Origin of the sequence: Sphingomonas sp. R-74633, from assembly GCF_013416555.1 — a bacterium.
Classification (GTDB): domain Bacteria; phylum Pseudomonadota; class Alphaproteobacteria; order Sphingomonadales; family Sphingomonadaceae; genus Sphingomonas.
In genome coordinates, this window is sequence record NZ_JACCFG010000001.1 from 311,700 (window position 1) to 335,556 (window position 23,857).

At 66.7% G+C, this 23,857-nt stretch carries 27 protein-coding genes and 1 tRNA gene; 15 read left to right on the plus strand and 13 right to left on the minus strand.

Translation table 11 applies throughout. From position 1 onward, the window contains the following. The first annotated feature begins 37 nt into the window (after positions 1–37). A complete protein-coding gene (locus HZY97_RS01445; RefSeq protein WP_180139819.1) occupies positions 38–802 on the plus strand; it encodes a hypothetical protein in 765 nt (254 codons plus the stop codon). Here HZY97_RS01445 and ruvX read toward each other — a convergent pair. After that, positions 799–1,260 carry a Holliday junction resolvase RuvX gene (ruvX, locus tag HZY97_RS01450; RefSeq protein WP_180139821.1) on the minus strand — a complete coding sequence of 154 codons (462 nt, stop codon included), beginning with the start codon at positions 1,258–1,260 and terminating at the stop codon, positions 799–801. The genes HZY97_RS01445 and ruvX overlap by 4 nt on opposite strands. Positions 1,261–1,283: 23 nt before the next feature. Beyond that, positions 1,284–2,393 (minus strand): DUF3089 domain-containing protein, encoded by a 1,110-nt coding sequence (locus tag HZY97_RS01455; protein ID WP_180139824.1) that lies wholly within the window; start codon positions 2,391–2,393, stop codon positions 1,284–1,286. A 174-nt stretch (positions 2,394–2,567) separates the two neighbouring features. Between HZY97_RS01455 and HZY97_RS01460 the strand changes: the two genes are divergently transcribed. From HZY97_RS01460 to gatB, 6 genes are all read left to right on the plus strand, one after another. Beyond that, positions 2,568–3,728 carry a DUF4153 domain-containing protein gene (locus HZY97_RS01460; RefSeq protein ID WP_180139827.1) on the plus strand — a complete coding sequence of 387 codons (1,161 nt, stop codon included), beginning with the start codon at positions 2,568–2,570 and terminating at the stop codon, positions 3,726–3,728. Between the two features lie 231 nt (positions 3,729–3,959). Further along, on the plus strand, positions 3,960–4,352 hold the full coding sequence (locus HZY97_RS01465; protein WP_180139831.1) for a hypothetical protein: 393 nt from the start codon (positions 3,960–3,962) through the stop codon (positions 4,350–4,352). A gap of 44 nt (positions 4,353–4,396) precedes the next feature. Next, complete coding sequence (gatC, locus tag HZY97_RS01470; protein WP_180139834.1) at positions 4,397–4,684, plus strand: Asp-tRNA(Asn)/Glu-tRNA(Gln) amidotransferase subunit GatC; 288 nt, start codon at positions 4,397–4,399, stop codon at positions 4,682–4,684. Further along, positions 4,681–6,165 (plus strand): Asp-tRNA(Asn)/Glu-tRNA(Gln) amidotransferase subunit GatA, encoded by a 1,485-nt coding sequence (gene gatA, locus HZY97_RS01475; RefSeq protein WP_180139837.1) that lies wholly within the window; start codon positions 4,681–4,683, stop codon positions 6,163–6,165. The genes gatC and gatA overlap by 4 nt, the downstream gene beginning before the upstream one ends. A 5-nt stretch (positions 6,166–6,170) precedes the next feature. Then, positions 6,171–6,509: a hypothetical protein gene (locus HZY97_RS01480; protein ID WP_180139840.1), complete on the plus strand. Its 339-nt coding sequence runs from the start codon at positions 6,171–6,173 to the stop codon at positions 6,507–6,509. Continuing rightward, a complete protein-coding gene (gene gatB, locus HZY97_RS01485; protein ID WP_180139843.1) occupies positions 6,502–8,007 on the plus strand; it encodes an Asp-tRNA(Asn)/Glu-tRNA(Gln) amidotransferase subunit GatB in 1,506 nt (501 codons plus the stop codon). Before HZY97_RS01480 ends, gatB begins: the two co-directional genes overlap by 8 nt. Here the strand turns inward: gatB and HZY97_RS01490 are convergent. Both HZY97_RS01490 and HZY97_RS01495 read right to left on the minus strand, forming a co-directional pair. Continuing rightward, the gene (locus HZY97_RS01490) at positions 7,973–8,464 is read right to left on the minus strand and encodes a hypothetical protein (RefSeq protein ID WP_180139846.1); all 492 of its coding nucleotides are present in this window, start codon (positions 8,462–8,464) and stop codon (positions 7,973–7,975) included. The genes gatB and HZY97_RS01490 overlap by 35 nt on opposite strands. Then, entirely contained in the window at positions 8,461–9,369 is a 909-nt protein-coding gene (locus HZY97_RS01495) for an acyl-CoA desaturase (protein WP_180139849.1), read from the minus strand. The genes HZY97_RS01490 and HZY97_RS01495 overlap by 4 nt, the downstream gene beginning before the upstream one ends. 86 nt (positions 9,370–9,455) lie before the next feature. Here HZY97_RS01495 and HZY97_RS01500 point away from each other — a divergent pair, with 86 nt between their 5' ends. After that, entirely contained in the window at positions 9,456–9,776 is a 321-nt protein-coding gene (locus HZY97_RS01500; protein ID WP_180139853.1) for a metalloregulator ArsR/SmtB family transcription factor, read from the plus strand. 1 nt (position 9,777) lies between these two features. Further along, a complete protein-coding gene (locus tag HZY97_RS01505; RefSeq protein ID WP_180139856.1) occupies positions 9,778–10,389 on the plus strand; it encodes a peptidylprolyl isomerase in 612 nt (203 codons plus the stop codon). A gap of 12 nt (positions 10,390–10,401) precedes the next feature. Here HZY97_RS01505 and HZY97_RS01510 read toward each other — a convergent pair whose 3' ends face one another. The 5 genes from HZY97_RS01510 to HZY97_RS01530 form a co-directional block, all read right to left on the minus strand. Continuing rightward, positions 10,402–11,301: a hypothetical protein gene (locus tag HZY97_RS01510; protein ID WP_180139859.1), complete on the minus strand. Its 900-nt coding sequence runs from the start codon at positions 11,299–11,301 to the stop codon at positions 10,402–10,404. Between the two features lie 67 nt (positions 11,302–11,368). Next, positions 11,369–12,010, minus strand: a complete 642-nt coding sequence (locus tag HZY97_RS01515; RefSeq protein ID WP_180139861.1) for a hypothetical protein — start codon at positions 12,008–12,010, stop codon at positions 11,369–11,371. Positions 12,011–12,295: 285 nt separating this feature from the next. Continuing rightward, positions 12,296–13,015, minus strand: coding sequence for a Crp/Fnr family transcriptional regulator (locus HZY97_RS01520; protein WP_180139864.1), 720 nt, complete (start codon positions 13,013–13,015; stop codon positions 12,296–12,298). Between the two features lie 12 nt (positions 13,016–13,027). Continuing rightward, positions 13,028–13,210: a hypothetical protein gene (locus HZY97_RS01525; protein ID WP_180139867.1), complete on the minus strand. Its 183-nt coding sequence runs from the start codon at positions 13,208–13,210 to the stop codon at positions 13,028–13,030. Between the two features lie 14 nt (positions 13,211–13,224). Further along, the gene (locus HZY97_RS01530) at positions 13,225–13,404 is read right to left on the minus strand and encodes a hypothetical protein (RefSeq protein ID WP_180139870.1); all 180 of its coding nucleotides are present in this window, start codon (positions 13,402–13,404) and stop codon (positions 13,225–13,227) included. 111 nt (positions 13,405–13,515) lie between these two features. On the opposite strand from HZY97_RS01530, the gene HZY97_RS01535 reads away from it, so the two are divergent. Together HZY97_RS01535 and tig are read left to right on the plus strand one after the other, a co-directional pair. Beyond that, positions 13,516–13,600, plus strand: a tRNA-Leu gene (locus tag HZY97_RS01535). 69 nt (positions 13,601–13,669) lie between these two features. After that, entirely contained in the window at positions 13,670–15,280 is a 1,611-nt protein-coding gene (tig, locus tag HZY97_RS01540) for a trigger factor (protein ID WP_180139873.1), read from the plus strand. Positions 15,281–15,347: 67 nt separating this feature from the next. Here the strand turns inward: tig and HZY97_RS01545 are convergent, their stop codons facing one another. After that, a complete protein-coding gene (locus tag HZY97_RS01545) occupies positions 15,348–15,926 on the minus strand; it encodes a DUF4328 domain-containing protein (protein ID WP_180139876.1) in 579 nt (192 codons plus the stop codon). Between the two features lie 98 nt (positions 15,927–16,024). Here HZY97_RS01545 and HZY97_RS01550 point away from each other — a divergent pair, with 98 nt between their 5' ends. Next, positions 16,025–16,954, plus strand: a complete 930-nt coding sequence (locus HZY97_RS01550) for a glycosyltransferase family 2 protein (protein WP_180139879.1) — start codon at positions 16,025–16,027, stop codon at positions 16,952–16,954. Here the strand turns inward: HZY97_RS01550 and HZY97_RS01555 are convergent. Both HZY97_RS01555 and HZY97_RS01560 read right to left on the minus strand, forming a co-directional pair. Beyond that, positions 16,944–17,975 carry an aldehyde reductase gene (locus tag HZY97_RS01555; RefSeq protein WP_180139882.1) on the minus strand — a complete coding sequence of 344 codons (1,032 nt, stop codon included), beginning with the start codon at positions 17,973–17,975 and terminating at the stop codon, positions 16,944–16,946. The genes HZY97_RS01550 and HZY97_RS01555 overlap by 11 nt on opposite strands. Then, entirely contained in the window at positions 17,972–19,240 is a 1,269-nt protein-coding gene (locus HZY97_RS01560) for a hypothetical protein (protein WP_180139885.1), read from the minus strand. The genes HZY97_RS01555 and HZY97_RS01560 overlap by 4 nt, the downstream gene beginning before the upstream one ends. 184 nt (positions 19,241–19,424) lie before the next feature. Between HZY97_RS01560 and HZY97_RS01565 the strand changes: the two genes are divergently transcribed. The 3 genes from HZY97_RS01565 (at position 19,425) to HZY97_RS01575 (ending at position 22,295) form a co-directional block, all read left to right on the plus strand. Beyond that, positions 19,425–20,060: an ATP-dependent Clp protease proteolytic subunit gene (locus HZY97_RS01565; RefSeq protein ID WP_257214837.1), complete on the plus strand. Its 636-nt coding sequence runs from the start codon at positions 19,425–19,427 to the stop codon at positions 20,058–20,060. Positions 20,061–20,178: 118 nt separating this feature from the next. Further along, positions 20,179–21,435 (plus strand): ATP-dependent Clp protease ATP-binding subunit ClpX, encoded by a 1,257-nt coding sequence (gene clpX, locus HZY97_RS01570; protein ID WP_180139891.1) that lies wholly within the window; start codon positions 20,179–20,181, stop codon positions 21,433–21,435. Positions 21,436–21,617: 182 nt separating this feature from the next. Beyond that, positions 21,618–22,295: a hypothetical protein gene (locus tag HZY97_RS01575; RefSeq protein WP_180139894.1), complete on the plus strand. Its 678-nt coding sequence runs from the start codon at positions 21,618–21,620 to the stop codon at positions 22,293–22,295. Here HZY97_RS01575 and HZY97_RS01580 read toward each other — a convergent pair. Then, positions 22,264–23,721 (minus strand): NCS1 family nucleobase:cation symporter-1, encoded by a 1,458-nt coding sequence (locus HZY97_RS01580; protein ID WP_373684255.1) that lies wholly within the window; start codon positions 23,719–23,721, stop codon positions 22,264–22,266. The genes HZY97_RS01575 and HZY97_RS01580 overlap by 32 nt on opposite strands. Between the last annotated feature and the right edge of the window lie 136 nt (positions 23,722–23,857).

The window sequence follows — 23,857 nt, forward strand, 5'->3', positions numbered from 1 at the left end:
GTTCGTGTACGGGTGGTGGGCTTCATTTATTGGCTGGATGACGCGCGATCCTGCGTGGCTGGCGGCGCTCGACGCGGGGGCGTTGTTCTTCGGGCTCGCGCTGGCGCTGCTGCTCGGGTGGGAGCGGGCGCGGTGGCGGCCGATGCGGCGCTTGCTGGCGCTGGCGGCGCTGCAGGCGCACCGTGATTGCGGGGAGAATGTGCTGGCGCTCTCCCGGGAGTTCTTCCGCGAGAATGGGGCTGCGCCGCTCGAACGGCTGATCCGCGCGCGGCGGGCGATCGAGCAGCAGGCGGCGGACGGCGCGCGGTTCGGGCGAATGGTGTCGGTCTACGCGCCGGCGGTGGATGCGCGGCACGCGGCGCTGCTCGCCGATACCGCGGGGTTGGTCGGGCAGGCCGAGCATACGCTGGCGGGGCTGGCGCGGCTCTACCTCGGGCAGGCGAGCGTGCGGGTCGGGTCCAATGCGATGCACGGCGACGATGCACTGGGCTATGCGCCGGCGCAGCTCGTGTCGCTGGGCTATGTCGCCGAGATGGAGGCGCTGGCGGATGGCTTTGCCGAGGCCTCGGCGGCGCATCGTGGGCGCGTGGAAGCCGCGCTCGGCCGGCGGGCGCGCAGGGCGGCGCGGGCCGATCTCGAGCGGGTCGACGCGGATGTCGCGATGCTGGGGGCGGACGTGCGGCGGTTCTGCGCGAAGCTCCAGCCGGCGGACGCGGACTGCGTGGGCTACAAGACCCGGCCGCACGGGGAGCGGGTCAGCCGCACGCTCGACGCGCTGATCGCGCGGTTCGACCGGCGCTAGAAATTGGTCAGCGCGTCGATCGCCGCCTGGAGGATGTGCGCGGCGGCCATGTTGTCGATCATCTCGGCGCGGCGAGCGCGGCTGAAGTCCTGTTCGATCAGCGTGCGCTCGACCGCGACGGTGGACCAGCGCTCGTCCCACAACAGGATGGGCATGCCGAGATCGTCCATGTTGCGGGCGAAGGCGCGGGTGGACTGGGTGCGGGGGCTGTCGGTGCCGTCGAGGTTGAGCGGCAGGCCGATGACCAGCCCCTTCACCTGCTGCGCCGCGATCAGCGCCTGGAGCTGGGCCTTGTCCTTGGAGAATTTGGTGCGGCGGACCAGCTCGGCCGGGCTCGCAAAGCTCCAGCCGGCATCGCAGAGCGCGGTGCCGATCGTCTTGGTGCCGACGTCGAGGCCGATCAGGCGGCCGCCGTTGGGGAGCGCGGCGCGGAAGTCTGCGGAGGCGGTAGTGATCACTCCCGCTCTCTAGCTCGGGATTGTCAGAACGGCCAGAACTTGCGCTTGGCCTTCAAGCGCCGCTCGGCATCGGCGCGGACATTGGCCCAGAACAGGCTGTAGTCGAACACGTGATAATTGTTGCCCGGCAGCACATAGGGGCCGAGATCAGGCGGGGTGCTGCCGATCATCAGCACGCCGCGGCCCTCGCAGCGGGCCGGGACCAGGTTCTTCTGGAGCACCGCGCTGGTCAGATCCTTGCTCGGCAGCAGGCCGCCGAGATTGGCCTCCGCGCCCGCGCTGTCGTTCGGCTTGCCGGTGAGCGGGTTGGTGCAGACCATAGGCGTGCCCTTGCGCGGCTGGCCGGTGAAGCCGCTGGTCTGATCGAAGGTGTCGAGGATCAACGAGGGATCGGCCGGATCGGCGAAGCTCTGCCAGGAGAGGATGCAGCCGGTCTCGTCGGGCCCCGAACAGGCGGGGAGGCCGAGCTTGGGCAGGTCGGCAGTGATCGAGACGGGCCAGCCGATGACATAGGCCGCGACGATGCGCTTTGCCAAAGGCTTGCCGGCGACACGGTCGGCGAGCAGCCGGGTGAGGTGGAGCGCGCCCTGCGAATGGCCGGCGAGGATGATCGGGCGGTTGCCGGCTTCCTTGAGGAACTGGTCGAACGCCGCCTCAACGTCGCGATAGGCGAAGTCGAGTGCCTGCTGTGCCTGGGTCTTGCTGGTGAGGAAGGCGCCGAAAGTCGCCTGGCGGTAGCGCGGAGCCCAGACCAGGCCGGTCGAATTGAACGCGCTCGCCTGGCCGCGCAGGAACAGCTCGGCGCGGGCATTCGCCGCGGCGTCGTCGAGCGGGGCGTTCCATTGCGAGCGGTCGAGGAACGAGGTCGGGTGGATAAAGAACACCGCGGCGGGCGGGTTCTCGGCAGGCGTGAAGCCCTGCGGCGTCCATAAAGCGGGATTGCCCGGCTTGTCGGGGCGGGCGAGCCAGAGATCGGGCTTCGAATAGTCGCCGGGCGCGGAGAGCTGCACCACATCCGCGCTCGGCACCATGGCCTGGCGGAGCAGCTCGGCGCCCCAGAATCGAAATGCGAAAGTGGCGGCTGTTGCGAGCACGATGAGTCCTACGACGACATAGAGGAACTTACGGGCCAAGCCCCACTCTCCATTGTGCAATGCAGCATAAAGCCGTTTTGTTGCAATCGCATTCCCGTGGGGCACGATTTCGCCGGATGCAACCGTGATTGCCGTTGCAGCCATTCTGCACCGGAAATCCACTTTACCCATCCAGCGCGATGCGAGAGCATCCCGCCAAAGGGGAGAGCCTGCATGGATGAGATCGAGACCGGGCCGGACGAGGCCCCGGCGCGCTGGGCGCAGCGGCCTTTGCTGCTGGCAGGGCTGGGTCTTGCGACTGGCATCGTCGCGCACCTGATCCTGGGCAGCACCCAGATTTACGACAATGACCTGGACGGCGTGCAGGCCGCGCTGTTGCTCGGCGTGACGCTGGGCGCGGCGCTGATCGGCTTTACGATCGAGCGGCGGCTCTGGTGGGGCTCGCTGCTTTTCGGCGCGGTGATGGGCGTAGTCGCCTTCTTCGTCACGCTCGGCAACGGCGCGCCGGGCGGATGGAGCTCGAGCGAGCTCTGGCGGATTATGAGCCTGGTGCTGGCGCTCGCGATTGCCGCGCCGCTGTTCCAGGCCGCGCGCGACGCATGGACGCTGCGGCCGTCCTATATCGGCGTGCACGACCATGTCTGGTCCAACGTCGTGCTGTGGTGCGCGAGCTGGCTGTTCGTCGCGATCGTGTGGGTGATGGCGATCCTGCTTTCCGAGCTGTTCCACCTGATCAGGATCGACTTCGTCCGCGATCTTCTCGCCAAGGACTGGTTCGGCCGGGCGATGACCGGACTCGCCTTCGGATCGGCGCTGGGGCTGCTGCGCGAGCATGACCTGGTGGTGCGGACATTGCAGCGGGCGGTGGCAATGGTGCTTGGAGTGCTGGCGCCGGTGCTGGCGGTCGGGCTGGGGCTGTTCCTGTTCGCGCTGCCCTTCACCGGGGTGCAGGCATTGTGGGACGCGACATCGGATACCACGCCGCTGCTGCTCACCTGCGCGGCGGGGGCGCTGATCCTCGCCAATGTGGTGATCGGCCGAGAGGCGGCGGACGAGCGGCGCAACCCGCTGCTGCGCTATGGCGCAATGGTGCTGGCGGCGGTGATCCTGCCGCTCGCGGTACTGGCGGCCTTCGCGACCAGCCTGCGCGTCGGCCAATATGGCTATACGCCCGAGCGGCTCTGGGCAGTCGTCTTCGTCACGATCGCCTGTCTGTGGGGCACCGCCTATCTGGTCGCGCTGGTGCGCGGGCGGATGCAGTGGACGCAGCGCGTGCGCCCGGCCAATCTGGTGCTCGCGGTGCTGATCTGCCTGCTCGGCTTCGAGCTGGCCACGCCGCTGATCAGCTTCAACCGCATCTCGGCCCGCGACTAGGTCGCGCGGCTCGAATCGGGAAAGACCAGCCCGGAGCAGTTCGACTGGGCGGCGCTGGCCTTCGATTTCGGCGAGCCAGGCAAGGCGGCGCTCCGCAAGCTGACGAGCGTCAAGAATGCGGCGATCCGCGAAAAAGCGCTGGCGGCGTCGCGCGCACCGAACCGCTGGGTTGTCGAGCATGGTAATTCGCGGGAGCGGGATCGGGAAAAGCTGACACAGACGCTTCGGCTGGTGCCTGCGGGCCATCCGCCTGTCCCGGAGCTGCGCGATCAGGTCGCCAATGACGAGCCGGCGTGCGCCGGAATGTTCAAATGCACGCTGGCGTTCGTCGGGGACGAGGCGCTGCTTTTCAACGACAGCTGCTTCGGCGTGCCGGCATCGCCGGGCACCGCGCCGAAGGCGGACAAGCGTTCTTTCGAACCGATCGAATATTGCCGCGTGTTGGAGAGGTGGGTGCTGGCCGATGGCAAATGGGGACGGCCGGCGGTACGTCCCTCGGCCGATACCGCGCTCGACAAGGCGAATCGCGCGAAGGGCTATGCGGAGGGCAGGATCGAGGTCCGGCCCGTCCAGCGGCGCCAGGTGTTCGTCGGTGGCGTGCCCGTGGGCGAGGCCTTCGAGTAACCGGGTGCTTGAAGGCGGGAGGCGCGGCTGTTAGGCGCCTCCCTATGTCCGTCGATACCGCAACCGTGAAGAAGGTGGCGAGCCTCGCTCGCATCGCGATCAGCGATGCCGAAGCCGAGCGCCTCGCGCCCGAGCTCAACAATATTCTTGGCTGGATCGAGCAGCTCGGCGAGGTCGATACCTCGTCGGTCGAGCCGATGACTGCCGTGATCCCCAACACCCTGCGTCTGCGCGACGATGTGGTGACCGAGGGTAACCAGCGCGACGCCGTGCTGCAGAACGCGCCGCAGGGCGAGCACGGGTTCTTCACCGTGCCGAAGGTGGTCGAATGAGCGACATTACCGATCTGGGCGTAGCCGGGCTGCGCGACGGCGTACGCGGCGGCAAGTTCTCCGCGCGCGAAGTGGCCGATGCCTTCATCGTCAAGGTGAGCAAGGGCAAGGCGCTCAACGCGTTCATCGTCGAGACCCCCGAGCATGCGCTCGCCGCGGCCCGTGTCGCCGACGAGGCGATCGCAAAGGGCGAACCGCTCAAGCCCTTGTCCGGCGTGCCGCTGGGCATGAAGGACCTATTCTGCACCAAGGGGGTGCAGACCACCGCGGCCAGCCACATCCTCGAAGGCTTCAAGCCGGTCTATGAATCGACCGTGTCGCAGAAGCTTTGGGATGCCGGTGCAGGCATGCTCGGCAAGCTCAATCTCGACCAGTTCGCGATGGGCTCGTCGAACGAGACCAGCTATTTCGGCAATGTGATTTCGCCCTGGCGGCGCGGCGGTGGTGACAATGCCCCGCTCGCGCCGGGCGGCTCGTCGGGCGGCAGCTCGGCGGCGATCTCGGCACGGCTGGTGCCGGGCGCGACCGGCACCGATACCGGCGGCTCGATCCGCCAGCCCGCCGCCTTCACCGGCATCGCCGGCATCAAGCCGACCTATGGCCGCTGCTCGCGCTACGGCGTGGTCGCCTTTGCCTCGTCGCTCGACCAGGCCGGGCCGATGGCGCGCGACGTGCGCGACTGCGCGATCCTGCTCGAGAACATGGTGGGCTTTGATCCCAAGGACTCGACCTCGCTCAACCTGCCGGTGCCGAAGTGGGAGGAACTCCTCTCGGGCGACCTGACCGGCAAGAAGATCGGCATCCCGGCCGAATATCTCATCGACGGCATCCCGACCGAGATCGCCAAGCTGTGGGAAGCGGGCATCGCTTGGGTGAAGGATGCCGGTGCCGAAGTGGTGGAGGTCAACCTTCCGCACACCAAATATGCGCTGCCGGCGTACTACATCATCGCACCGGCCGAGGCTTCGTCGAACCTCGCCCGCTATGACGGCGTACGCTACGGTCTGCGCGAGCTGGCGGAGGGGCAGAACCTGCAGGACATGTACGCGGCGACGCGTGCGGCCGGGTTCGGTGACGAAGTAAAGCGCCGCATCCTGATCGGCACCTATGTGTTGTCGGCGGGCTTCTACGACGCCTATTTCACGCAAGCCTCGAAGGTGCGCAGCCTGATCGCGCGCGACTTCGAGAACGCCTTCACGCTGTGCGACCTGCTGCTGACGCCGACCGCGCCTTCGGCCGCGTTTGCGTTGGGTGAGAAGTCGGCCGATCCGCTGGCGATGTATTTGAACGACGTCTTCACCGTGCCGTCGAGCCTTGCCGGCCTGCCGGCGATGAGCGTGCCGGCAGGCGTGGACGCGGGCGGCCTGCCGCTCGGGCTGCAGATCATCGGGCGTCCGCTCGACGAGCAGGGCGTGCTCAATGCGGGCCTGGCGATCGAGCAGCGCGCCGGGTTCACGGCGCGGCCGGAAGCGTGGTGGTGATCAGGATGGAACTCATTCCGGAGCTCGGTCATCATTTCCGAGGCTGGAGCTACACCGTAACTCCTGTGGCGGAACAGCGCGAGCAGTCCTACCTGCCTCCCTCTTTCCATGCGGAAGTCGAGCCACTGACGAGTGAGGCACTTCCGGCATTTCGAGGTTTTTCCGGGCGGATAAGCGAGCCAAGTCATCATCTCGATGGATTGATGGTCCGGTTGATGAAGATCGAGAATCCTTATCATGAAGCAGGCCGGACGAGCGTCTCCGTCGGCGTAGGCGACGAAGGCGACGCTTTCCGAGTCTTCTGGGGCCAGGCTCATGTCAGCGCGGACTATTTCAATGACTGAATCCACCTACCGCATCCAGGGCGAAACTGGCGAATGGGAGGTCGTGATCGGCCTCGAAGTCCATGCCCAGGTGACCTCCAACGCCAAGCTCTTCTCGGGCGCGGCCACCGAGTTCGGCGCGGAGCCGAACAGCCAGGTCAGCCTGATCGACGCGGCGATGCCGGGCATGCTGCCGACGCCGAACCGCGAGTGCATCCGCCAGGCGGTGCGCACCGGCATGGCAATCGGCGCGGTGATCAACAAATGGTCGCGCTTCGACCGCAAGAATTACTTCTATGCCGATCTGCCGCAGGGCTATCAGATCAGCCAGCTCTTCCACCCGCTGGTGGGCGAGGGGCAGATCGAGATCAGCCTCGACGACAAGGATCCCGATGCCGCGATCAAGTCGATCGGCGTCGAGCGCATTCATGTCGAGCAGGATGCCGGCAAGCTGATGCACGACCAGCATCCGTCGCGCTCGTACGTCGATCTCAACCGCGCCGGCGTGGCGCTGATGGAGATCGTCTCGAAGCCCGACATGCGCTCGCCGCAGGAAGCCGGCGCCTATCTGAGCAAGCTGCGCGCGATCCTGCGCTATGTCGGTTCGTGCGACGGCAACATGGACCAGGGCTCGATGCGCGCCGACGTCAACGTCAGTGTGCGCAAGCCGGGCGGCGAGCTCGGCACGCGCACCGAGACCAAGAACGTCAACTCGGTCCGCTTCGTCATGCAGACGGTGGAGATCGAGGCGCGGCGCCAGGTCGAGGTGCTCGAGGCCGGCGGCCGGATCGTCCAGGAGACGCGGCTGTTCGATCCCGATCGCGGCGAGACGCGGTCGATGCGCTCGAAGGAAGATGCGCACGACTATCGCTACTTCCCCGATCCCGATTTGCTGCCGCTCGAGCTCGATGATGCGTTCCTCGAGGCGTGCCGCGAGAGCCTGCCCGAGCTGCCCGACGCCAAGCGCCGCCGCTACGAGAGCGAGCTGGGGCTGAGCGCATACAATGCCGCGACGCTGACCGCTGACGCGGACACCGCGCGCTGGTTCGAGGCGCTGCTCGCAGAGAGCGCGCGGGTGCAGAAGAAGGGCGAGAATGAAGTCGCGCGCGCCGCGGCTAACTGGCTGCTGTCGGACCTGTACGGCGCGCTCAACCGTCTCGGCAAGGACCTCGACGAGAGCCCGGTCAGCCCCGTGGGCGGCGCCGAGCTGCTCGCGCTTTCTGCCGACGGTACGCTGTCGGGTCCGCTGGCCAAGCAGGTGTTCGAGATCATGCTCGAGACCGGCGATCCGGCGGGCAAGATCGTCGAGGAGCGCGGGCTCAAGCAGACCAGCGACACCGGCGCGATCGAGGCGGTGATCGCCGAGATCCTCGCCAAGAATCCCGGCCAGCTCGAGCAGTATCGGGGCGGCAAGGAGGCTTTGTTCGGCTTCTTCGTCGGCCAGACGATGAAGGCGATGGCGGGCAAGGCCAATCCTGCGGTGGTCAACGAGCTGCTGAAGAAGGCGCTGGCGGGCTGAGCCACGCCACCGCCGGCTGCGCTGTCGCGGCCGAGATGCAGGTGAGTGCGACGAGCAGCGCCGCGTTCCGACGTGGCGCGCGCGGGGCGGTGGCGGTCAGGAAATAGGCGAGGCCGCCGATCGTGCCCGTGATCCCGTAGCCGGCGGCGACGAGCCACGCTTGCGGCGTCCCTTCCGAGAATGCGCCGATCACCGGTAGCGCCGCACCCGTGACCGCGCCGGCGGCGAGCGCCGTCCAGATATTCTCCTGCCGGAAATACCGGGCGACAAGGTAGAGCGGCAGCCCGATCAGCGTCGCGATAAACGTGGTGGCCCCGAATATCGGCACGTAGATCATCGGGGTGGTGAAGGCGGGCGGGAAGATGGTGAGCGTCAGCAGCAGCGACGCGAGGGCCACCGACACGAGCAGCGCGAGGCAACCGGGATGGTTCGGTGCAGGAGCGGCGTCGTCGGTCATGGCCGGGCCTCGATGGCCTGCAGGCTAGGCCGCGAGGGCAGCGTTCCGGGCGTCCGCACATCCCAGGCCAGCCCCGCGCGTTCCAGCACCTGGATGAAGACGAAGCCCAGGTCGCTCTGCCCCGGATAGAGGCCGATCTTCGCCGAGCCCGGAAAGGCGTGGTGGTTGTTGTGCCAGGCCTCGCCCATCGTGATGAAGCCGGCCCAGGGCACGTCATGCGCCTGCACCCCGGCATCGGCGACGATCCAGCTCTGCGGTCCGCGATTATGGGCGAGGTGGCCGACGAACCAGTGTCCGTGGACGCAGACGAAGACTCGTGCGCACAGGCCCCAGACGACAAAGCCCCAGCCGCCCGCCCAGAGCAGCAGCGCGGCAATCGGCAGCTGCTGGACCATCCAGCTGGCTTCGAGGAAGCGATAGACAGGGTCCCGGCCGATGCGGCCCAGATCGAAGCGGGGCGGGGCGGTGAGCTCGAGCCGGCAATGGAGCTGCCACCAGGCGTCCTTCCACATCGGGTTGGCGTGGCTGAGATAGGGATGGCAGTCCGCGCGGCGCTGCGCCCAGTCGCGCAGGTCGTGCGTGCGGATTATCGCGAAGGGGCCGCTCATCCCGACCATCGCGCCGAACCAGACCAGCACACGCTCCAGCCAGAGCGGGCAGGCGAAACTGCCATGGATCAGTCGCCGGTGATAGCCGACTGAATGGCCGAGCAGCAGCGTCGCGCCGGTGGTGACCACGAACACCACCCCCGCCGCGGGCGTGAGAGTCAGTGGACCGAGGATCAGCGTCGCCGCCATCATCCCGCCGTTCCATAGCGACTGGACCGGCGCCCAGCGCACCTGTCCGTGCACGGGATCGGCGCCTGGGGTATCGACGAGATAGTTCACGGCGTGCGGATCATGCATGGCAGCGACTCGCAAGTAATTAAGCAATTACCTAATTGCGTAATTCGCACTGGCAGGCAATGAAGAAATTGCTTAAATACCTTTTCATGCAACGCGTATTCGAAGCCCTTGCGTCCACCGTGCGCCGCAAGATCCTTGCCTATCTGAGCCATGCCGACCTGACCGCGGGGGAGATTGCCGCGCGGTTCGACATCTCGAAGCCGGCGGTGTCGCAGCACCTCTCGGTGCTTGAGAATGCGGGGCTGGTGACGAGCGAGAAGCGCGGGCAATATGTCCATTATTCGCTGGTGCGCGAGCATCTCGCCAATGCCCTGAACGGCTATGTGCAGGAAGTCTGCCCGGTATCGCGGCCGCTCAAGCGCGAGAGCGCGCAGCTGGCGGAGACGGGCGAAGAGGAGAAGGAATAGGATGCGCTGGCTTGCCGCTTTTCTGCTGACCTTGTTCGTGATGCCGGCGCTGGCCCAGACCGCGCCCGCAGCGGCTCCCGCTCTCCCGCGCGTCGCGATCGCCACCGCGCAGGGGACGATCACAATCGAGGTGGACAATGTCCATGCGCCGATCACCGGCAACAACTTCCTCAAATATGTCGACCAGAAGCGCCTCGACGGCGCGAGCTTCTACCGGGTGGTGAAGGTCGCCGATCACTATGGCTTCGTGCAGTTCGGCGTGCAGAACGCCCCGGCCAAGGTGCTGCCGCCGATCAGGCATGAGCCGACGACGCAGACCGGCATCAAGCATCTCGACTTCACGCTCTCCGCGCCGCGCCGGGCGGTGGGCACCGCGCAGGGCGAGTTCACGATCATGCTCGGCGACCAGAGCGCGTCGATGGATGCGGACCCGAGCAAGCCGGGCGACAATCTCGGCTATGCCGCCTTCGCGCACGTCGTGGAGGGGCAGGACGTGGTGCTGAAGATCTTCGACGCGCCGGTTTCGCCCGACGGCTCGATCCGCGGCGCGTTCAAGGGCGAGGTTCCCGCGGCGCAGGTGAAGATCCTCACTGCGCGGCGGGTGAAGCCCTGAAACACGCCGTCTTCAGCTGACCGGCTGAACCTGGACGAGGCCGTTGGACCAGAGCAGCAGGCTTTCGCGATTGGCCGGATCGCGGGCGATCAGCGGACCGTAGAAATCCGCGCCGAACGCCTTTTCGCGGCCCTTGGCGGTATAGGCCGCGACGTCCTGCTGGCCGAGCGCCAGCGCGCGCGGGATCAGATCCTCGAAGCGGGCAAAGGCGGCGGTGAGGCCGGCGCGGGCGCGCTTGCCATTTTCCTCGCTCCACAGCGTCGCGTTGGCGCGCGCGTCATAGGAACGGGCGCGCAGCTGGACGACGCTCCACACGCGCTGGCGGAACAGCACCGGATCGACGCCGGTCTTGCGCTTGCCCGCGCGCTCGATGCGGATGTCGGCGAGCACCCGGATCTGCGAGAAATCGGGCGACAGACCGTACCAATAGTCGACGAAGGTCACCTGCGACGCGCTCGATGCCGCGGCATAGCTGGCGCGTTCCTCTGGCGCGGCGTCATGCGCAGTCGCGATCGGCAGGCCCTGGAACCAGTCGTGCTTGCCAAGCCCGGCGCGCGTGGCGGCCAGCGCCAGACCCTCCACGTCGAAGCCGCCAAGCCCCTGGCGGATCGGCGAGGCATTGCTCTCCGCCTTGTCGATCGCGCTGCGCTGCATCTTCTTGGCGCGGTCGTCCATCGCAGAGATGAGGATCGCGCCCAGCAGCCCGCCACCATTATAGTTGGCGGCGATGCGGCCGAGATCGATCGTCGTGGCGATTTCGCGCTGCGCGAGCGTCACGCGGACGGCGCGGCCGGCAGGTGCGCCGCGGTCCTTTTCCGCAAGCAGGATCGGATCCTTGTCCGCTGCGGCTGCGTGGATCGCGCCGCCGGCGGCGAGCGAAAGGGCAAGGCCAAGGCCTAGCAACATGCGCATGGGATTCTCCTAAGGCCAGAGGAGCGGGGCCGCTGCGATGCGCGGCCCCGCCCGGGTTCGCGCCGGCTTACTTGGCCGAAACGCCCTTCGAGAATTCGAGGAAGTTCTTCACGAACGCGTCGCGCAGGTCCAGCTCGGCCGCGGGCTTCTCATCCTCGGTCTTGGGCGGGAAGTGCGACAGGCCGTTGCCGCCGCGGCCCTTGACCAGCTCGGCCTGCGCCTTGCCGTCGCGGAAGTCCTTGAGGATGAAGCGATTGTTGAGCGAGCGGCCGTAGATCGCGGTCTTCTTGAAGAAGTTCTGAGTGACCAGCAGCTCGACATAGCAGGGCGCCGACGAAGCGCTAAGGCGGTTGGTCGCCTTGGTGGTGATCTTGCGATCGGCGATCGGCGTCTCGTAGACGATGGTCGACGGCTGAAGCTTGAGCTCCTTCACGAGGTCGATCGTCTTGAGCGAATCGACCTGGAAGTTCGGCCCGAGCGCGTCCTTCAGATATTCAGCGTCGCGGACGTTGCGGTTCTTGTGGCCCGCCGCATCGGCGACGGCGCCGATCACGCCGAAGCCGGCGAGCAGGCCGGAGGACATCGCCTGGCCCTCAAGCGTCGGGAACACATGGAGCTCGCACGACGGCGCGGCGGCGTCCTGCGCGGCGGCAGCGCCGCTGAGGCCGGCGGTCAGAACCGCGGCGGCGAGCATCAGATAGGTCTTCATTTAGGTCATCCCCCTTTGGATTGCGTATCGCGATTCCGGCGGGAGGATGCTCGTGCGCGGCCGGCGGATACCTTCGATCGGGGGCATTGCGGGCGTGGCTGTTCCGCGTATCGGGCACGACGGAGACGGAGCCCGCGGCCTTGCCACGAACGATCTAGGTACGCCGTACTGAACAGTGCCTTCCCCCCGAAGGCATTCACGATGAATCGACTATAACCGGCGGTTTCGGAAGGGCAATTGGGTTCGCGTGCCGAATTGGGGCGATGTCCCGATCGGGGCGAGCCCTCAGCCGGGCTGGCGGTCGAGATAGAGATAGAGTGGGTCGAACTCGGCCAGTTGCTCGAGCCCCTTGCGGTCATGGATCGTCACCATGCCGCTGCGGAAATCGGCGAGCCCCGCCTCGCGCAGTTCGCGCAGCACGCGGTTCACATGCACGCCGGTAAGGCCCAGGCACTCGGCGAACTGCGTCTGGGTGATCGGCAGGCGGAAGCGGTTGCGCTCGGCCGAATCGACCACCAGCAGCCGCGAATGGAGCTCGCACAGCAAGTGCGCGGCGCGCTCGATCGCGTTGCGGCGGCCTAGCGAGACTTCCCACTCACGATGGATGCTCGCGTCGAGATTGGTCGAGAACCAGAAGCTGCGCGTCAAATGCGGGAAGCGATCGGTGATCATGTCCAGCTTGGTGTGCGGCATCCGGGCGATGCGGCACGGCGTGAGCGACATCAGATTATGGTCGAGATATTTGAGTGTGTAGCCGTGCAGGTCGGCGAAATCGCCGGGCACGTGCAGATGCGTGATCTGGCGCTGCCCGTCGCTCAAATCCTTGTACCGCGCCAGCAACCCCTCGATCAGCAGGATCGAGCTGGTGAGCGGCTCGCCGCGGCGCACGATGATCTGCTCGGCGCCGTAGTCGAACGGGCCCAGCATCGCGGCACGAATGGCCTCCTCCTCGGAAACGCCGATTTCGCAGCGCAGCCGGAGCTTTTGTAGATGTTTTTCGATCATGGGCGGTGGGCGTTACTGCGCGTCCGAGTCCTGGTTCTTGACGTCGCCGGCGGTGCCGCCGACGCCGTCCGAGGCGCCGGGGTCTTCGAGCGGCGAGTGACCGCTGCCGCCTTCGCCGCGCTTCACGGCATCGGCACGCGCTTCGACGGCCTGTTCAAGGTCGGAGCGCGGGTCTTCGCGATTCTGGTCGGGCATCTGTTCTCTCCTAATCAGGCGATGGGCTGGCCGGGGCTGGGCACCGCGGGGGTGGCCGGCTGCGGCGCGGGAACGTCGATGTCCGGCGCCGGCGGATCGAGCTCCGGCGGCGGGGTTGTCGGCTGGCCCGGCTGCGGCGCGGGCGGCTGCTCGGCGGGCGGCACGGTCGGCTGGACAGGGGGCTCAACGGGCACGGACAGTCTCCTTGTTTCGCTTCACCAACGCTTCGTGTCGCGATGAAGTTTCTTGTGCCCTTGCGATGAGACCCCCGACTGCTATAGAGCCCGCCGACCGGCGGTGCCCCTGCGGGCGTGGCGGAACTGGTAGACGCGCCAGATTTAGGTTCTGGTATCGAAAGGTGTGGGGGTTCGAGTCCCTTCGCCCGCACCAGCATCGCCGCTCGTTTCCCGCGTCACCGGACGCCGCGACTCTTTTTCTGATTTTGGAAGCCTGAGAAAAATGCAGACTGTCGAGACGTTGAACGAGGGCCTGAAGCGCGCCTATACGCTCAAGATCACTGCCAAGGACATCGACAAGAAGGTCGATGCCGAGGTCAAGCGGGTTGCCCCGCAGGTGCGCATGCCGGGCTTCCGCCCGGGCAAGGTGCCGACCAACCTGGTGCGCAAGATGCACGGCGAGGCGATCGCGCAGGATGCGCTGAACAATTCGATCCAGGAAGGCGTGCAGAAGCTGATCGCCGACAACAAGCTGCGCCCGGCCGTGTCGCCGTCGGTGAGCCTGGAAGGCGAATATGCGCCCGGCAAGGACGCCGAGATCAAGGTCGAGCTGGAAGTGCTGCCCGACGTGCCGACGCCGTCGATCGACAAGCTGAAGCTCGAGCGCCTGACCGTTCCGGTGAGCGACGACGAAGTGAACGAGCAGCTCAAGCAGCTCGCCGGCCAGCAGAAGGCGTTCACCGACGCGCCCGCAAAGCACAAGGCCGCCCAGGGCGACCAGGTGACCATGGACTTCGCCGGCTCGGTCGACGGCGTCGCCTTTGACGGCGGCACCGGCGAGGGCATGCAGGTCGAAATCGGCACCGGCCGTCTGATCCCGGGCTTCGAGGACCAGCTCGTCGGCGTGAAGGCGGGCGACGAGAAGACGATCGACGTCACTTTCCCCGAAGATTACGGCGTCGCCGACTTGGCCGGCAAGCCGGCGCAGTTCGCGCTGAAGATCACTGCGGTGAAGACCGCGGGCGAGACCGTGATTGACGACGACTTCGCCAAGACGCTGGGCCTGCAGAGCCTTGAGCAGCTCACCGGCCTTCTGAAGGGCCAGCTCGAGCAGCAGCTCGGCGGCCTGACCCGCACCTATATGAAGCGCAAGCTGCTCGACCAGCTGGCCGCCGGCCATGACTTCGAGGTTCCGCCCTCGATGGTCGAGGCCGAGTTCGACCAGATCTGGCACCAGCTCCAGCACGAAGCCGAGCATGAGGCCGATCCGGCCGCGGCCAAGGCCGAGCTGGAAGCCGAGCGCGACGATTATGTGAAGATCGCCGAGCGCCGCGTGCGCCTGGGCCTGCTCCTCTCGGAGATCGGCACTGCCAACGGCGTCGAGGTCAGCTCGCAGGAGATGAACCAGCTCATCGCCCAGGCCGCTGCCCAGTATTCGCCGAACGACCGCGAGCGCTTCTACCAGTATGTCCGCAACGAGCCGATGGCCGCCGCCCAGCTGCGCGCGCCGCTGTTCGAGGACAAGGTGGTCGACTATCTGTTCGACAAGGCCGAGATCAGCGACCGCGAAGTGACTCGCGATGAGCTGGAAGCCGCGATCGAGTCCGACGAGGGCTTCGACACCGGCACGCACCACCACGACCATGACAACCACAAGCCGCGCGCCAAGAAGGCGAAGGCCGAGGGCGCCAAGGACGAGGCCAAGGCCGAGAAGAAGCCTGCTGCCAAGGCAAAGAAGGCCGACAAGGCTGAAGAGCCCGCCGCTAAGGCTGAAGCCGAGCCGGTGAAGAAGGCCGCTGCCAAGAAGGCCCCGGCCAAGAAGGCCGAAGCTGAGGCGGAAGAGGCTCCGGCCAAGCCCGCCAAGAAGGCGCCGGCGAAGAAGAAGGCCGACTAAGTCTTCTTCCTTCGTGGAGAGTTAGAGGCCCTCGCTCCAGCCGGAGCGGGGGCCTTTCTCTTTGGGGTCAGGCGAAGACTTCGGCGACGCGCGGGCTGCGCAGTCTGGCCTGGTTCGCGGCGATCTCGCGGACCAGCTGGATCGCGACCAGCGCCAGCGCAGCTTCGGTGATCGCGAGGAGGAGAAGGATTAGCCGGTCCGCAACAAATCGGGCGAGCAGTATCTCGACACAGCGCGCCAGCCAGATCCCCCACCAGATCACGACGAGCGGTTCGGTCTCGCCAAGATTCCGCCGGCCGCGGCTGGCGTTCCACAGCTCGCGCATGCCCTGATAGGGCACCACGAGATTGGCGAAGGGCACCGCGAACCACCAGACACGCTCGTCGGGCGTGAACTCGAGGTCGTTGACGCCCAAATCGGCCAGGTTGCGGCCAGCGCGGTAGACCCACGCCAGCAACAGGATACCGGTCGCAATCTTGAACAGGGTAGCCAGCTGGTCGAGCCAGAGGCCGTGGGGCAGGATCGCGACGCCGTAGAGGACCCGGAACAGCCAGGCGCTGCCGAATATCAGCGGGAGGTAGAGTGCGTTGAGCGCCGTCATCGCGACAACGACCGCCGTCAATATCCTGAAATTGCGCATTTCCATCGCATATCCCCCCTGTGGAGGATGATGGGCGGAGACCCGGTCGCTGCCAAGGCGAAATTGCTATCGAACCGTAACCGTTTCGGCCTTATGGCTGGCGGATGACCATGCCCAAAGTCGCCGTGATCCTGCCCTGCTACAACGAAGAAGCCGCGATCGCGCAGACGATCGAGGGGTTCCGCAAGGTGCTGCCGGACGCGGCCATCTACGTCTATGACAACAACAGCAAGGACCGGACGATCGAAGTCGCCCGCGCCGCCGGCGCCGTGGTCCGCAGCGAGCGGATGCAGGGCAAGGGCAATGTCGTCCGCCGGATGTTCGCCGATGTCGAGGCCGACATCTATGTGATGGCCGATGGCGATGCGACCTATGACCCCGAAGCGGCCCCCGCAATGGTCGCGCGCGTGGCGGAGGAGGGCCTCGACATGATCGTGGGCACCCGCGTCCACGAGGCGGCGGAGGCCTATCGCCGCGGCCATGTGCTGGGCAACCGGCTGATGACCGGCATCCTCGCCAGCCTGTTCGGGCGCAGCTTCACCGACATTTTCTCGGGCTACCGCGTCTTCTCGCGCCGCTTCGTGAAGAGCTTTCCGGTGCTGTCCGCAGGCTTCGAGATCGAGACCGAGATCAGCGTCCACGCGCTCGAGCTCAAAATGCCCGTCGGCGAAGTCGAGACGCGCTATTTCGCCCGGCTCGAAGGCTCCAAATCAAAGCTCAACACCTATCGTGACGGCTGGCGCATCCTGAAGACGATCGCAGTGCTCTACCGGATCGAGCGGCCGATGCTGTTCTTCGGCTGGATCGCCACGGTGCTCGCCGCGATCGCGGTGGGGCTGAGCATCCCGCTGCTGTGGACCTGGTTCGAGACCGGGCTGGTGCCGCGCTTCCCGACCGCGATCCTGGCGACCGGCCTGATGATCCTCGCCGCGCTGAACGGGTTCACCGGGCTGATCCTCGACACGGTGGTGCGCGGCCGGCGCGAGATGCGGCGGCTGGCCTATCTGGCGCAGCCGGGGCCGCTCAAGCCTTAACCAGCCCCAGTTCGATCAAGCTGTTCGCCGTCGCGAGGATCGCTTCCTCGTTGCTGCGCGGCCGCCAGTCGAGCAGCTTGCGCGCCTTTTCGTTGCTGGCGTTGGACTGGATGCCGAGCCGCGGGGCGGCTTCGCGTGCCATCGGGTTGAACAGCGCCATGATGCGGACCAGCCAGCTCGGGATGCGGCGGCGGGTGATCCTGGCGCCGGCCGGGCCGAGATTCTTGCGCAGCACATCGGCCATTTGCGGGATCGACATCGCCTTGCCGGCGACCGCGAGGAAGCGCTCGCCCGCAGCATCGGGATGCGTCATCGCCTCGATCTGCAGCGCGGCGACATCGCGGACATCGACCACGCCGAACCAGAGATCGGGCAGGCCGGGCATCTTGTCCTCGATCATCGACTGGACCAGCCAGATCGAGGTCGAGAGGTCATCATTGAGTGCCGGGCCGAAGATGCCGACCGGGTTGACCACGGCCAGCTCCATCCCGTCGCCCTCGTTGGCGATGAAGTCCCAGGCGGCGCGCTCGGCGAGCGTCTTGGACTTCATATAGGGCTGGACGGCAGGGCCATCGACATCGGTCCAGTCGGCCTCGGTATAGTCGGCGGTGCGCTGGCCATGGCCATAGCCGATCGCGGCGAAGCTCGAGGTGACGACGACGCGCTTCACGCCGGCGGCATGTGCGGCGCGGAGCACCCGGAGCGTGCCTTCGCGGGCGGGGCGGATCAGCTCCTGCTCGTCCTCGGGCTGGTTGGGCGGGAAGGGGGAGGCGACGTGCTGGACATAGGTGCAGCCGGCGACCGCCTCGGCCCAGCCTTCGTCCTTTTCCAGGTCGGCGGCGGCGAAGCTGAGGTTGCTCGTGTCGGCGCCGGCCTTCTCCAGCGTGGCGCGGACCTGCGCCTCACGCGACAGGCTGCGCACGGTGGTGCGGACGCGGTGGCCCTGTGCCAGCAGCTGGAGGATGACATGGCTGCCCACGAAACCGGAGCCGCCCGTGACCAGGACATTATGCGTCGTCATTGCGTCACCATGGGCGAGCGCCCGCGTCGCTGCAAGGTGAGGAAGGTCTCCACAGCGAGCTGCGCGGCGAGGAAGGCGAGCAGCGGCCAGATCACATAGGCATAGCGCGGGATCGGCATCACCAGCGCATAGGGCAGGCCGGCGAGCGCGAGGTAGAGCGCGAACAGCCCGTAGAAGCGCCGCCGCTGGAACAGCCCGACGGCGAGGCCGAGCAGGCCGAAGGCGGCAACCAGCCGGATCATCTCGATCCTGAGGGTGGGGAAGGCACCCCAATTGGTCAGCCCGCCCTGCCAGCGATCGGGGAGATAGAATTGCCGGTAATGACGCAGCGCCAGCCGGGCGAAGTCGAGCGGGTGCGCGGCGATCCACGCCCAGGTCTCGCGGCCAAGCTGCCTTGAATAAGCGACCTCGCCGCCGGCAGCGCGCAGCCGGGCGAGCACTTCCGGGTTCTGATAGGGGTGGATGGCGCGGGCGCGGGCCAGCGTCTCGGCACGCGGATCGGCGGGATCGAGCGCGCCGGGATAGTTGGCCATCGCGATCTCGAGCCCGAAATTGTCGCGCAGCAGTACCGGGCTGCCCATCACCTCGGCGTTGCGCAGCATCCAGGGCGCGAGGAGCAGCGCCAGCGCCGCGGCAGCGATACCGGCAAAGGCGAGCGCCTGACGCAGCGGCAGGCGCCGCAGCGCGAGCCAGGCCCAGCAGGCATCGACCGCGAGCCCGGTGGTTGGGCTGATGAAGAAGGTGAAGGCCGAGAGCGCGGCGCCGAGCAGCAGCGGCTGGAGGTGGATCGTCTCGCGCTTGTCGAGCGTGACGATCAGCCAGAGATTGGCGAGCGCTAGCAAGGCGGCGAGGCCGCCTTCCCAGACGCGGAAGTCCGCGGCTTCCTGGACGATATGGCCCGGCAGCAGGCAGAGCAGGACAAGGCCTCCGATCAGCGCCTGCGGCCGCCAGCCGGCCTTGGCGAACAGCGCGCGGGCAAGCAGCCAGGTCAGCGCGAGCAGGGCGAGCGTCCACAGGCTGAGCAGCAGCGCGGCCATGCTCGAATTGCCGAAGACATTCTGCACGGCGCCGACCAGCACCACCATGCCCGGCATCAGATGCGCGGTGGGGCCGCTGCCTGGGGCGAAGGCGTCGGCGATCGTTCCGGTGCGGGCCAGCGTCTCCGCCGCCGCGCTTGCTTCGCCGAGATGGAGCGGGGAGAGTAGCGCGCGCACCAGCACCAGCCAGAGCAGCCGCAGCGCGAGCCCGGCGAGGATCAGCCACAAGGCTGCCCTGCGCGTCGCGCTCAGCGCGTCTCTTCTCCGCTCCCCGGTGATATGGCGTCTCCCCCAGATCCGCCTGTTACAGCGTAACCATAACCAAGGCTTGAACTCCGCACGTCAAGCGCCGATGTTGTTCGAGCCAACACACATAACGAGAAAATCATCCATGCATCCGCTTTCTGGTCAGATGACCATTGATCCCGTCACCGGCGGCCTCGTTCCCATCGTTATTGAGCAGTCGAGCCGCGGCGAGCGCAGCTTCGACATCTATTCGCGCCTGCTGCGCGAGCGAATCGTGTTCGTGACCGGCCCGGTCGAGGATCACATGGCTTCGCTGATCACTGCCCAGCTTCTCTTCCTCGAGTCCGAGAACCCGAAGAAGGACATCTGGATGTACATCAACTCGCCGGGTGGCGTGGTGACCGCCGGCATGGCGATCCACGACACCATGCAGTATATCCGCCCCAAGGTGGGCACGGTCTGCATCGGCCAGGCCGCCTCGATGGGCTCGTTCCTGCTCGCCTCGGGTGAGCCGGGCCTGCGCGTGGCGCTCACCAATGCCCGCATCATGCTCCACCAGCCCTCGGGCGGCGCGCAGGGCATGGCTTCGGACATCGAGATCCAGGCGAAGGAAATCCTGCGCATCCGTGCTCGGATGAATGCGCTCTATTCGAAATATACCGGCCAGCCGCTCGAGCGGATCGAGCAGGTCATGGACCGCGACAGCTTCTTCGAAGCGGACGAGGCCAAGGCATTCGGCGTGGTCGACGAGGTTTACGAGAAGCGTCCGACCCCGGCTGACGGCGAGGCAACGCCAGCCTGATTGTCAGTAGGTACTTAAGGAGTCTGGCGTAAAGCCAGATTCCGGTTTGCCCGAGTATCGCCCGCGTGTAGGATGGCGGGTGGCGTAATGTGCGCGCGGCGCACCAAGGATGGATTGAATGACCAAGCTCAGCGGCGGTGACTCGAAGAGCACGCTCTATTGTTCGTTCTGCGGCAAGTCGCAGCACGAAGTGCGCAAGCTCATCGCGGGCCCGACCGTGTTCATCTGCGACGAGTGCGTGGAGCTCTGCAACGACATCATTCGTGAAGAGACCAAGTCCGCGCTCGTTTCGAAGAAGGACGGCGGGGTCCCGACGCCGCAGGAAATCTGCGACGTCCTCGACGATTATGTGATCGGCCAGAAGCGCGCCAAGCGCGTGCTCTCGGTGGCGGTGCACAATCACTACAAGCGGCTCAACCACGGCGCCAAGGGTGCCGATGTCGAGCTGTCGAAGTCGAACATCCTGCTCGTTGGCCCGACCGGCTGCGGCAAGACGCTGCTCGCGCAGACGCTGGCGCGCATCCTCGACGTGCCGTTCACGATGGCCGATGCCACCACGCTCACCGAAGCCGGCTATGTCGGCGAGGACGTGGAGAACATCATCCTCAAGCTGCTCCAGGCTTCCGACTATAATGTCGAGCGGGCACAGCGCGGCATCGTCTATATCGACGAGATCGACAAGATCAGCCGCAAGGCCGAGAACCCGTCGATCACCCGCGACGTGTCGGGCGAAGGCGTGCAGCAGGCGCTGCTCAAGCTGATGGAAGGGACCACCGCGTCCGTTCCCCCGCAGGGCGGCCGCAAGCATCCGCAGCAGGAATTCCTGCAGGTGGACACGACCAACATCCTGTTCATCTGCGGCGGTGCGTTCTCGGGCCTCGAGAAGATCATCGGCGACCGCCTGCAGGGCAAGTCGATCGGTTTCGGCGCGCATGTCGCCGCGCCGGACGAACGCCGCACGGGCGAGACGCTGAAGCAGGTCGAGCCGGAGGATCTCCTCAAGTTCGGCCTGATCCCCGAGTTCGTCGGCCGCCTGCCGGTGATCGCGACGCTCGAGGACCTCGACGTCGATGCGCTGATGAAGATCCTCACCGAGCCGAAGAACGCGCTGGTGAAACAGTATCAGAAGCTGTTCGACATGGAGCAGGTCAAGCTCGGCTTCAACGACGACGCGCTGGTCGCGATCTCGAAGAAGGCGATCGAGCGCAAGACCGGCGCGCGTGGCCTCCGCTCGATCCTCGAGGGCATCCTGCTCGACACGATGTTCGACCTGCCGTCGATGGACGGCGTGGACGAAGTCGTGGTCGACAAGGACGTGGTCGCGGGGTCGAAGGACCCGGTGCGCGTCTATGCCAAGAAGGAAAAGGCGGGCTGAGGCTCGGCTTTACCGATAGATTTTGGAAGGCCCTTCCCGGAAGCGGGGAGGGCCTTCTGCTTTTCGACCTATCGTCATCCCGGCGAAAGCCGGGATCTCGTGCGGCTCCTTCCCGCGCCATCGCCTGAGATCCCGGCTTTCGCCGGGATGACGATCGAGGCGCGCTCTGGCAGGATGCCCTCATGGGGCGGGGAGAGAACAGCACGGACAAACTCGCTGCCCGGCAGGCGCGGCGCCGCAAGGTGCGGTTCCGGCACGCGTTCACCTGGCTGCTGGTCGGCGCGGTCGTCTATGCCGTCGCATTGGCGCTGGCGATCCTGCTCTATCCTGATCCCAAGGACGTGCTGGCGCCGGTCATCGGGCCGAGCCTCTATCTCACGCCATTGTTCGGACTGCCCTATCTCGTAGCCAGCGCGCGTCAGCGCGGCTGGTTCAGGCGGGTACTCTATTTCGGCGCGGTGCTTACCTTCGTCCATATTGTCGCCAACTATCTCGCCTGGCGCCACGCGTCGGTCAGCTTTGCGCTCGAGCCTGATCCCAAGGCCTATGTGCAGGATTTCGGCACGGGCGCGGTCGGCGGGTTCGCCGGCGGCACATTGGCGCTGATGCTGCTGATCCCGCTACGTCTCGCGCCGCTCAACGCGGGCAGCCGGGCGATCATCCTGCTGGGCATCGGTGCGCTCACGCTGCTCGGTGGGCTCGGCATGGCGCAGGGCCTGCTGCTCACCAATGCGCACGGCTATCAGATGAAATCCGCGGGCTTCGTCTTCTGGTTCGAGTGCGTGCATCTGCCGTGGCAGATATGCCTGGCCTTCTTCCTTGCCTGGCTCATGCGGCTGGGGCGGCGACCCGCGGGCTGAGCCGCATCAGGCCGAGATAGACGATCCCCGCGATCGCGAGCCCGACGAACCACGCCCAGGTGTAGATTGCCAGCCACATCGGGGCGACGCTGAACGCCCTGGGCGCGGCAGTGGCAAGAAAGCCGGGGAGGTTGGGCAGCACGCCCGCGGCAAAGGCGACAAGCGCCGCCGGGTTCCAGCCAGCGCGATAGCGATAGGCCCCGTCGGCGCGGTAGAGGTCGTCGACCTGCAATTGCGTGCGGCGGATCAGCCAGTAATCGGCGATCAAAATGCCCGCGATCGGTCCGAGCAGCGCCGAATAGCCGGCCAGCCAGACGAAGATATAGCCGCCACTCGAGGCGAGCAGCTTCCACGGCATCATCAGCACCGCGATCGTCGCGGTGATCATCCCGCCGGTGCGATAACTGATCCGCGACGGCCACAGCGATGAGAAGTCATAGGCCGAGGAGACCAGGTTGGCGGCGATGTTGCACGAGATGGTGTCGATGCTGATCACGACGAGGCCGAGCAGCACGAGCGGCCCGGTGAAGGTGCCGGAAAGCGCGACGGGGTCCCAGATCGCTTCGCCATAGATCACCACGGTGGCGCTGGTGGTGATGACGCTGGCGAGCGCGATCAGCCCCATCATCGGCGGCAGGCCGACCGACTGGCCGATCAGCTGGTCGCGCTGCGAACGCGCGAAGCGGGTGAAGTCGGGGATGTTGAGCGCGAGCGTTGCCCAATAGCCGATCATCGCTGTGAGCGCGGGCCAGAATACCGCCCAGAACTGCCCCTGCTTCGCGCCGCCGGGAACGAAGGCGGAGGGGGCATGGAAGATCGGGCCGAGACCGCCCGCGGCGTCGACTGCCCACCAGACCAGCGCGATGCAGACGAGGATCTTGACCGGCGCGGTCCAGGTCTCGAGCCGGCGGATGGTCAACAGGCCCTTGCGGACAAAGAAGAGCTGGATCGCCCAGAAGCCGAGGAAGGCGATGAGCTGGCCCGAGCCGATGCCGAGCATCGGGTGCGGCGTGCCGCGCAGATCCGTGCCGAGCGCCACGCCGAGCAGCGTCAGCAGAGCCTCGCCGCCGATCCATGTCTGGATGCCGTACCAGCCGCAGGCGACCAGCGCGCGGGCAAGAGCGGGGAGCCTGGCCCCGGTCGTGCCGAACGAGGCGCGGACCAGCACGGCATAGGGAATGCCGTGGCGCGCGCCGGCATGGCCGATCAGCAACATCGGTACGAGCACGATCAGGTTGCCGAGCAGCACTGTAAGCGCGGCCTGGCCGGCGGACATGCCTTGCTCGACGAGCCCGGCCGCGAGCATCCAGGCCGGTACTGCGACGATCATGCCGATCCACAGCGCGGCATAGTGATACCAGGCCCAGTTGCGCTGCTCTTGGCCGGTCGGCGCGAGGTCCGGATTCCACAGGCTGTCGTCGGTCACGCGCGCTTCCCCCAAGATGCTTCCCCAAGCCGCTGGAATGTCGCGCGATCTTCGCTGCGGTGCAAGATCGGCTTTTGTTGACGTGGGGCAAGATGAGGCGCACCTTCACTGTATTAGCCGGATAAAGGAGTCGTCC

Coding starts and splice junctions, on each gene's coding strand:
- HZY97_RS01505 (WP_180139856.1), top strand. CDS start 9,778: ATGCGCTGGCTTGCCGCTTTTCTGCTGACCTTGTTCGTGATGCCGGCG.
- HZY97_RS01490 (WP_180139846.1), bottom strand. CDS start 8,464: ATGACCGACGACGCCGCTCCTGCACCGAACCATCCCGGTTGCCTCGCG.
- tig (WP_180139873.1), top strand. CDS start 13,670: ATGCAGACTGTCGAGACGTTGAACGAGGGCCTGAAGCGCGCCTATACG.
- HZY97_RS01550 (WP_180139879.1), top strand. CDS start 16,025: ATGACCATGCCCAAAGTCGCCGTGATCCTGCCCTGCTACAACGAAGAA.
- HZY97_RS01545 (WP_180139876.1), bottom strand. CDS start 15,926: ATGGAAATGCGCAATTTCAGGATATTGACGGCGGTCGTTGTCGCGATG.
- HZY97_RS01500 (WP_180139853.1), top strand. CDS start 9,456: ATGCAACGCGTATTCGAAGCCCTTGCGTCCACCGTGCGCCGCAAGATC.
- HZY97_RS01510 (WP_180139859.1), bottom strand. CDS start 11,301: ATGCGCATGTTGCTAGGCCTTGGCCTTGCCCTTTCGCTCGCCGCCGGC.
- HZY97_RS01575 (WP_180139894.1), top strand. CDS start 21,618: ATGGGGCGGGGAGAGAACAGCACGGACAAACTCGCTGCCCGGCAGGCG.
- HZY97_RS01515 (WP_180139861.1), bottom strand. CDS start 12,010: ATGAAGACCTATCTGATGCTCGCCGCCGCGGTTCTGACCGCCGGCCTC.
- HZY97_RS01460 (WP_180139827.1), top strand. CDS start 2,568: ATGGATGAGATCGAGACCGGGCCGGACGAGGCCCCGGCGCGCTGGGCG.
- gatB (WP_180139843.1), top strand. CDS start 6,502: ATGACTGAATCCACCTACCGCATCCAGGGCGAAACTGGCGAATGGGAG.
- HZY97_RS01520 (WP_180139864.1), bottom strand. CDS start 13,015: ATGATCGAAAAACATCTACAAAAGCTCCGGCTGCGCTGCGAAATCGGC.
- HZY97_RS01525 (WP_180139867.1), bottom strand. CDS start 13,210: ATGCCCGACCAGAATCGCGAAGACCCGCGCTCCGACCTTGAACAGGCC.
- HZY97_RS01495 (WP_180139849.1), bottom strand. CDS start 9,369: ATGCATGATCCGCACGCCGTGAACTATCTCGTCGATACCCCAGGCGCC.
- clpX (WP_180139891.1), top strand. CDS start 20,179: ATGACCAAGCTCAGCGGCGGTGACTCGAAGAGCACGCTCTATTGTTCG.
- HZY97_RS01565 (WP_257214837.1), top strand. CDS start 19,425: ATGACCATTGATCCCGTCACCGGCGGCCTCGTTCCCATCGTTATTGAG.
- HZY97_RS01480 (WP_180139840.1), top strand. CDS start 6,171: ATGGAACTCATTCCGGAGCTCGGTCATCATTTCCGAGGCTGGAGCTAC.
- HZY97_RS01445 (WP_180139819.1), top strand. CDS start 38: ATGACGCGCGATCCTGCGTGGCTGGCGGCGCTCGACGCGGGGGCGTTG.
- HZY97_RS01555 (WP_180139882.1), bottom strand. CDS start 17,975: ATGACGACGCATAATGTCCTGGTCACGGGCGGCTCCGGTTTCGTGGGC.
- gatC (WP_180139834.1), top strand. CDS start 4,397: ATGTCCGTCGATACCGCAACCGTGAAGAAGGTGGCGAGCCTCGCTCGC.
- gatA (WP_180139837.1), top strand. CDS start 4,681: ATGAGCGACATTACCGATCTGGGCGTAGCCGGGCTGCGCGACGGCGTA.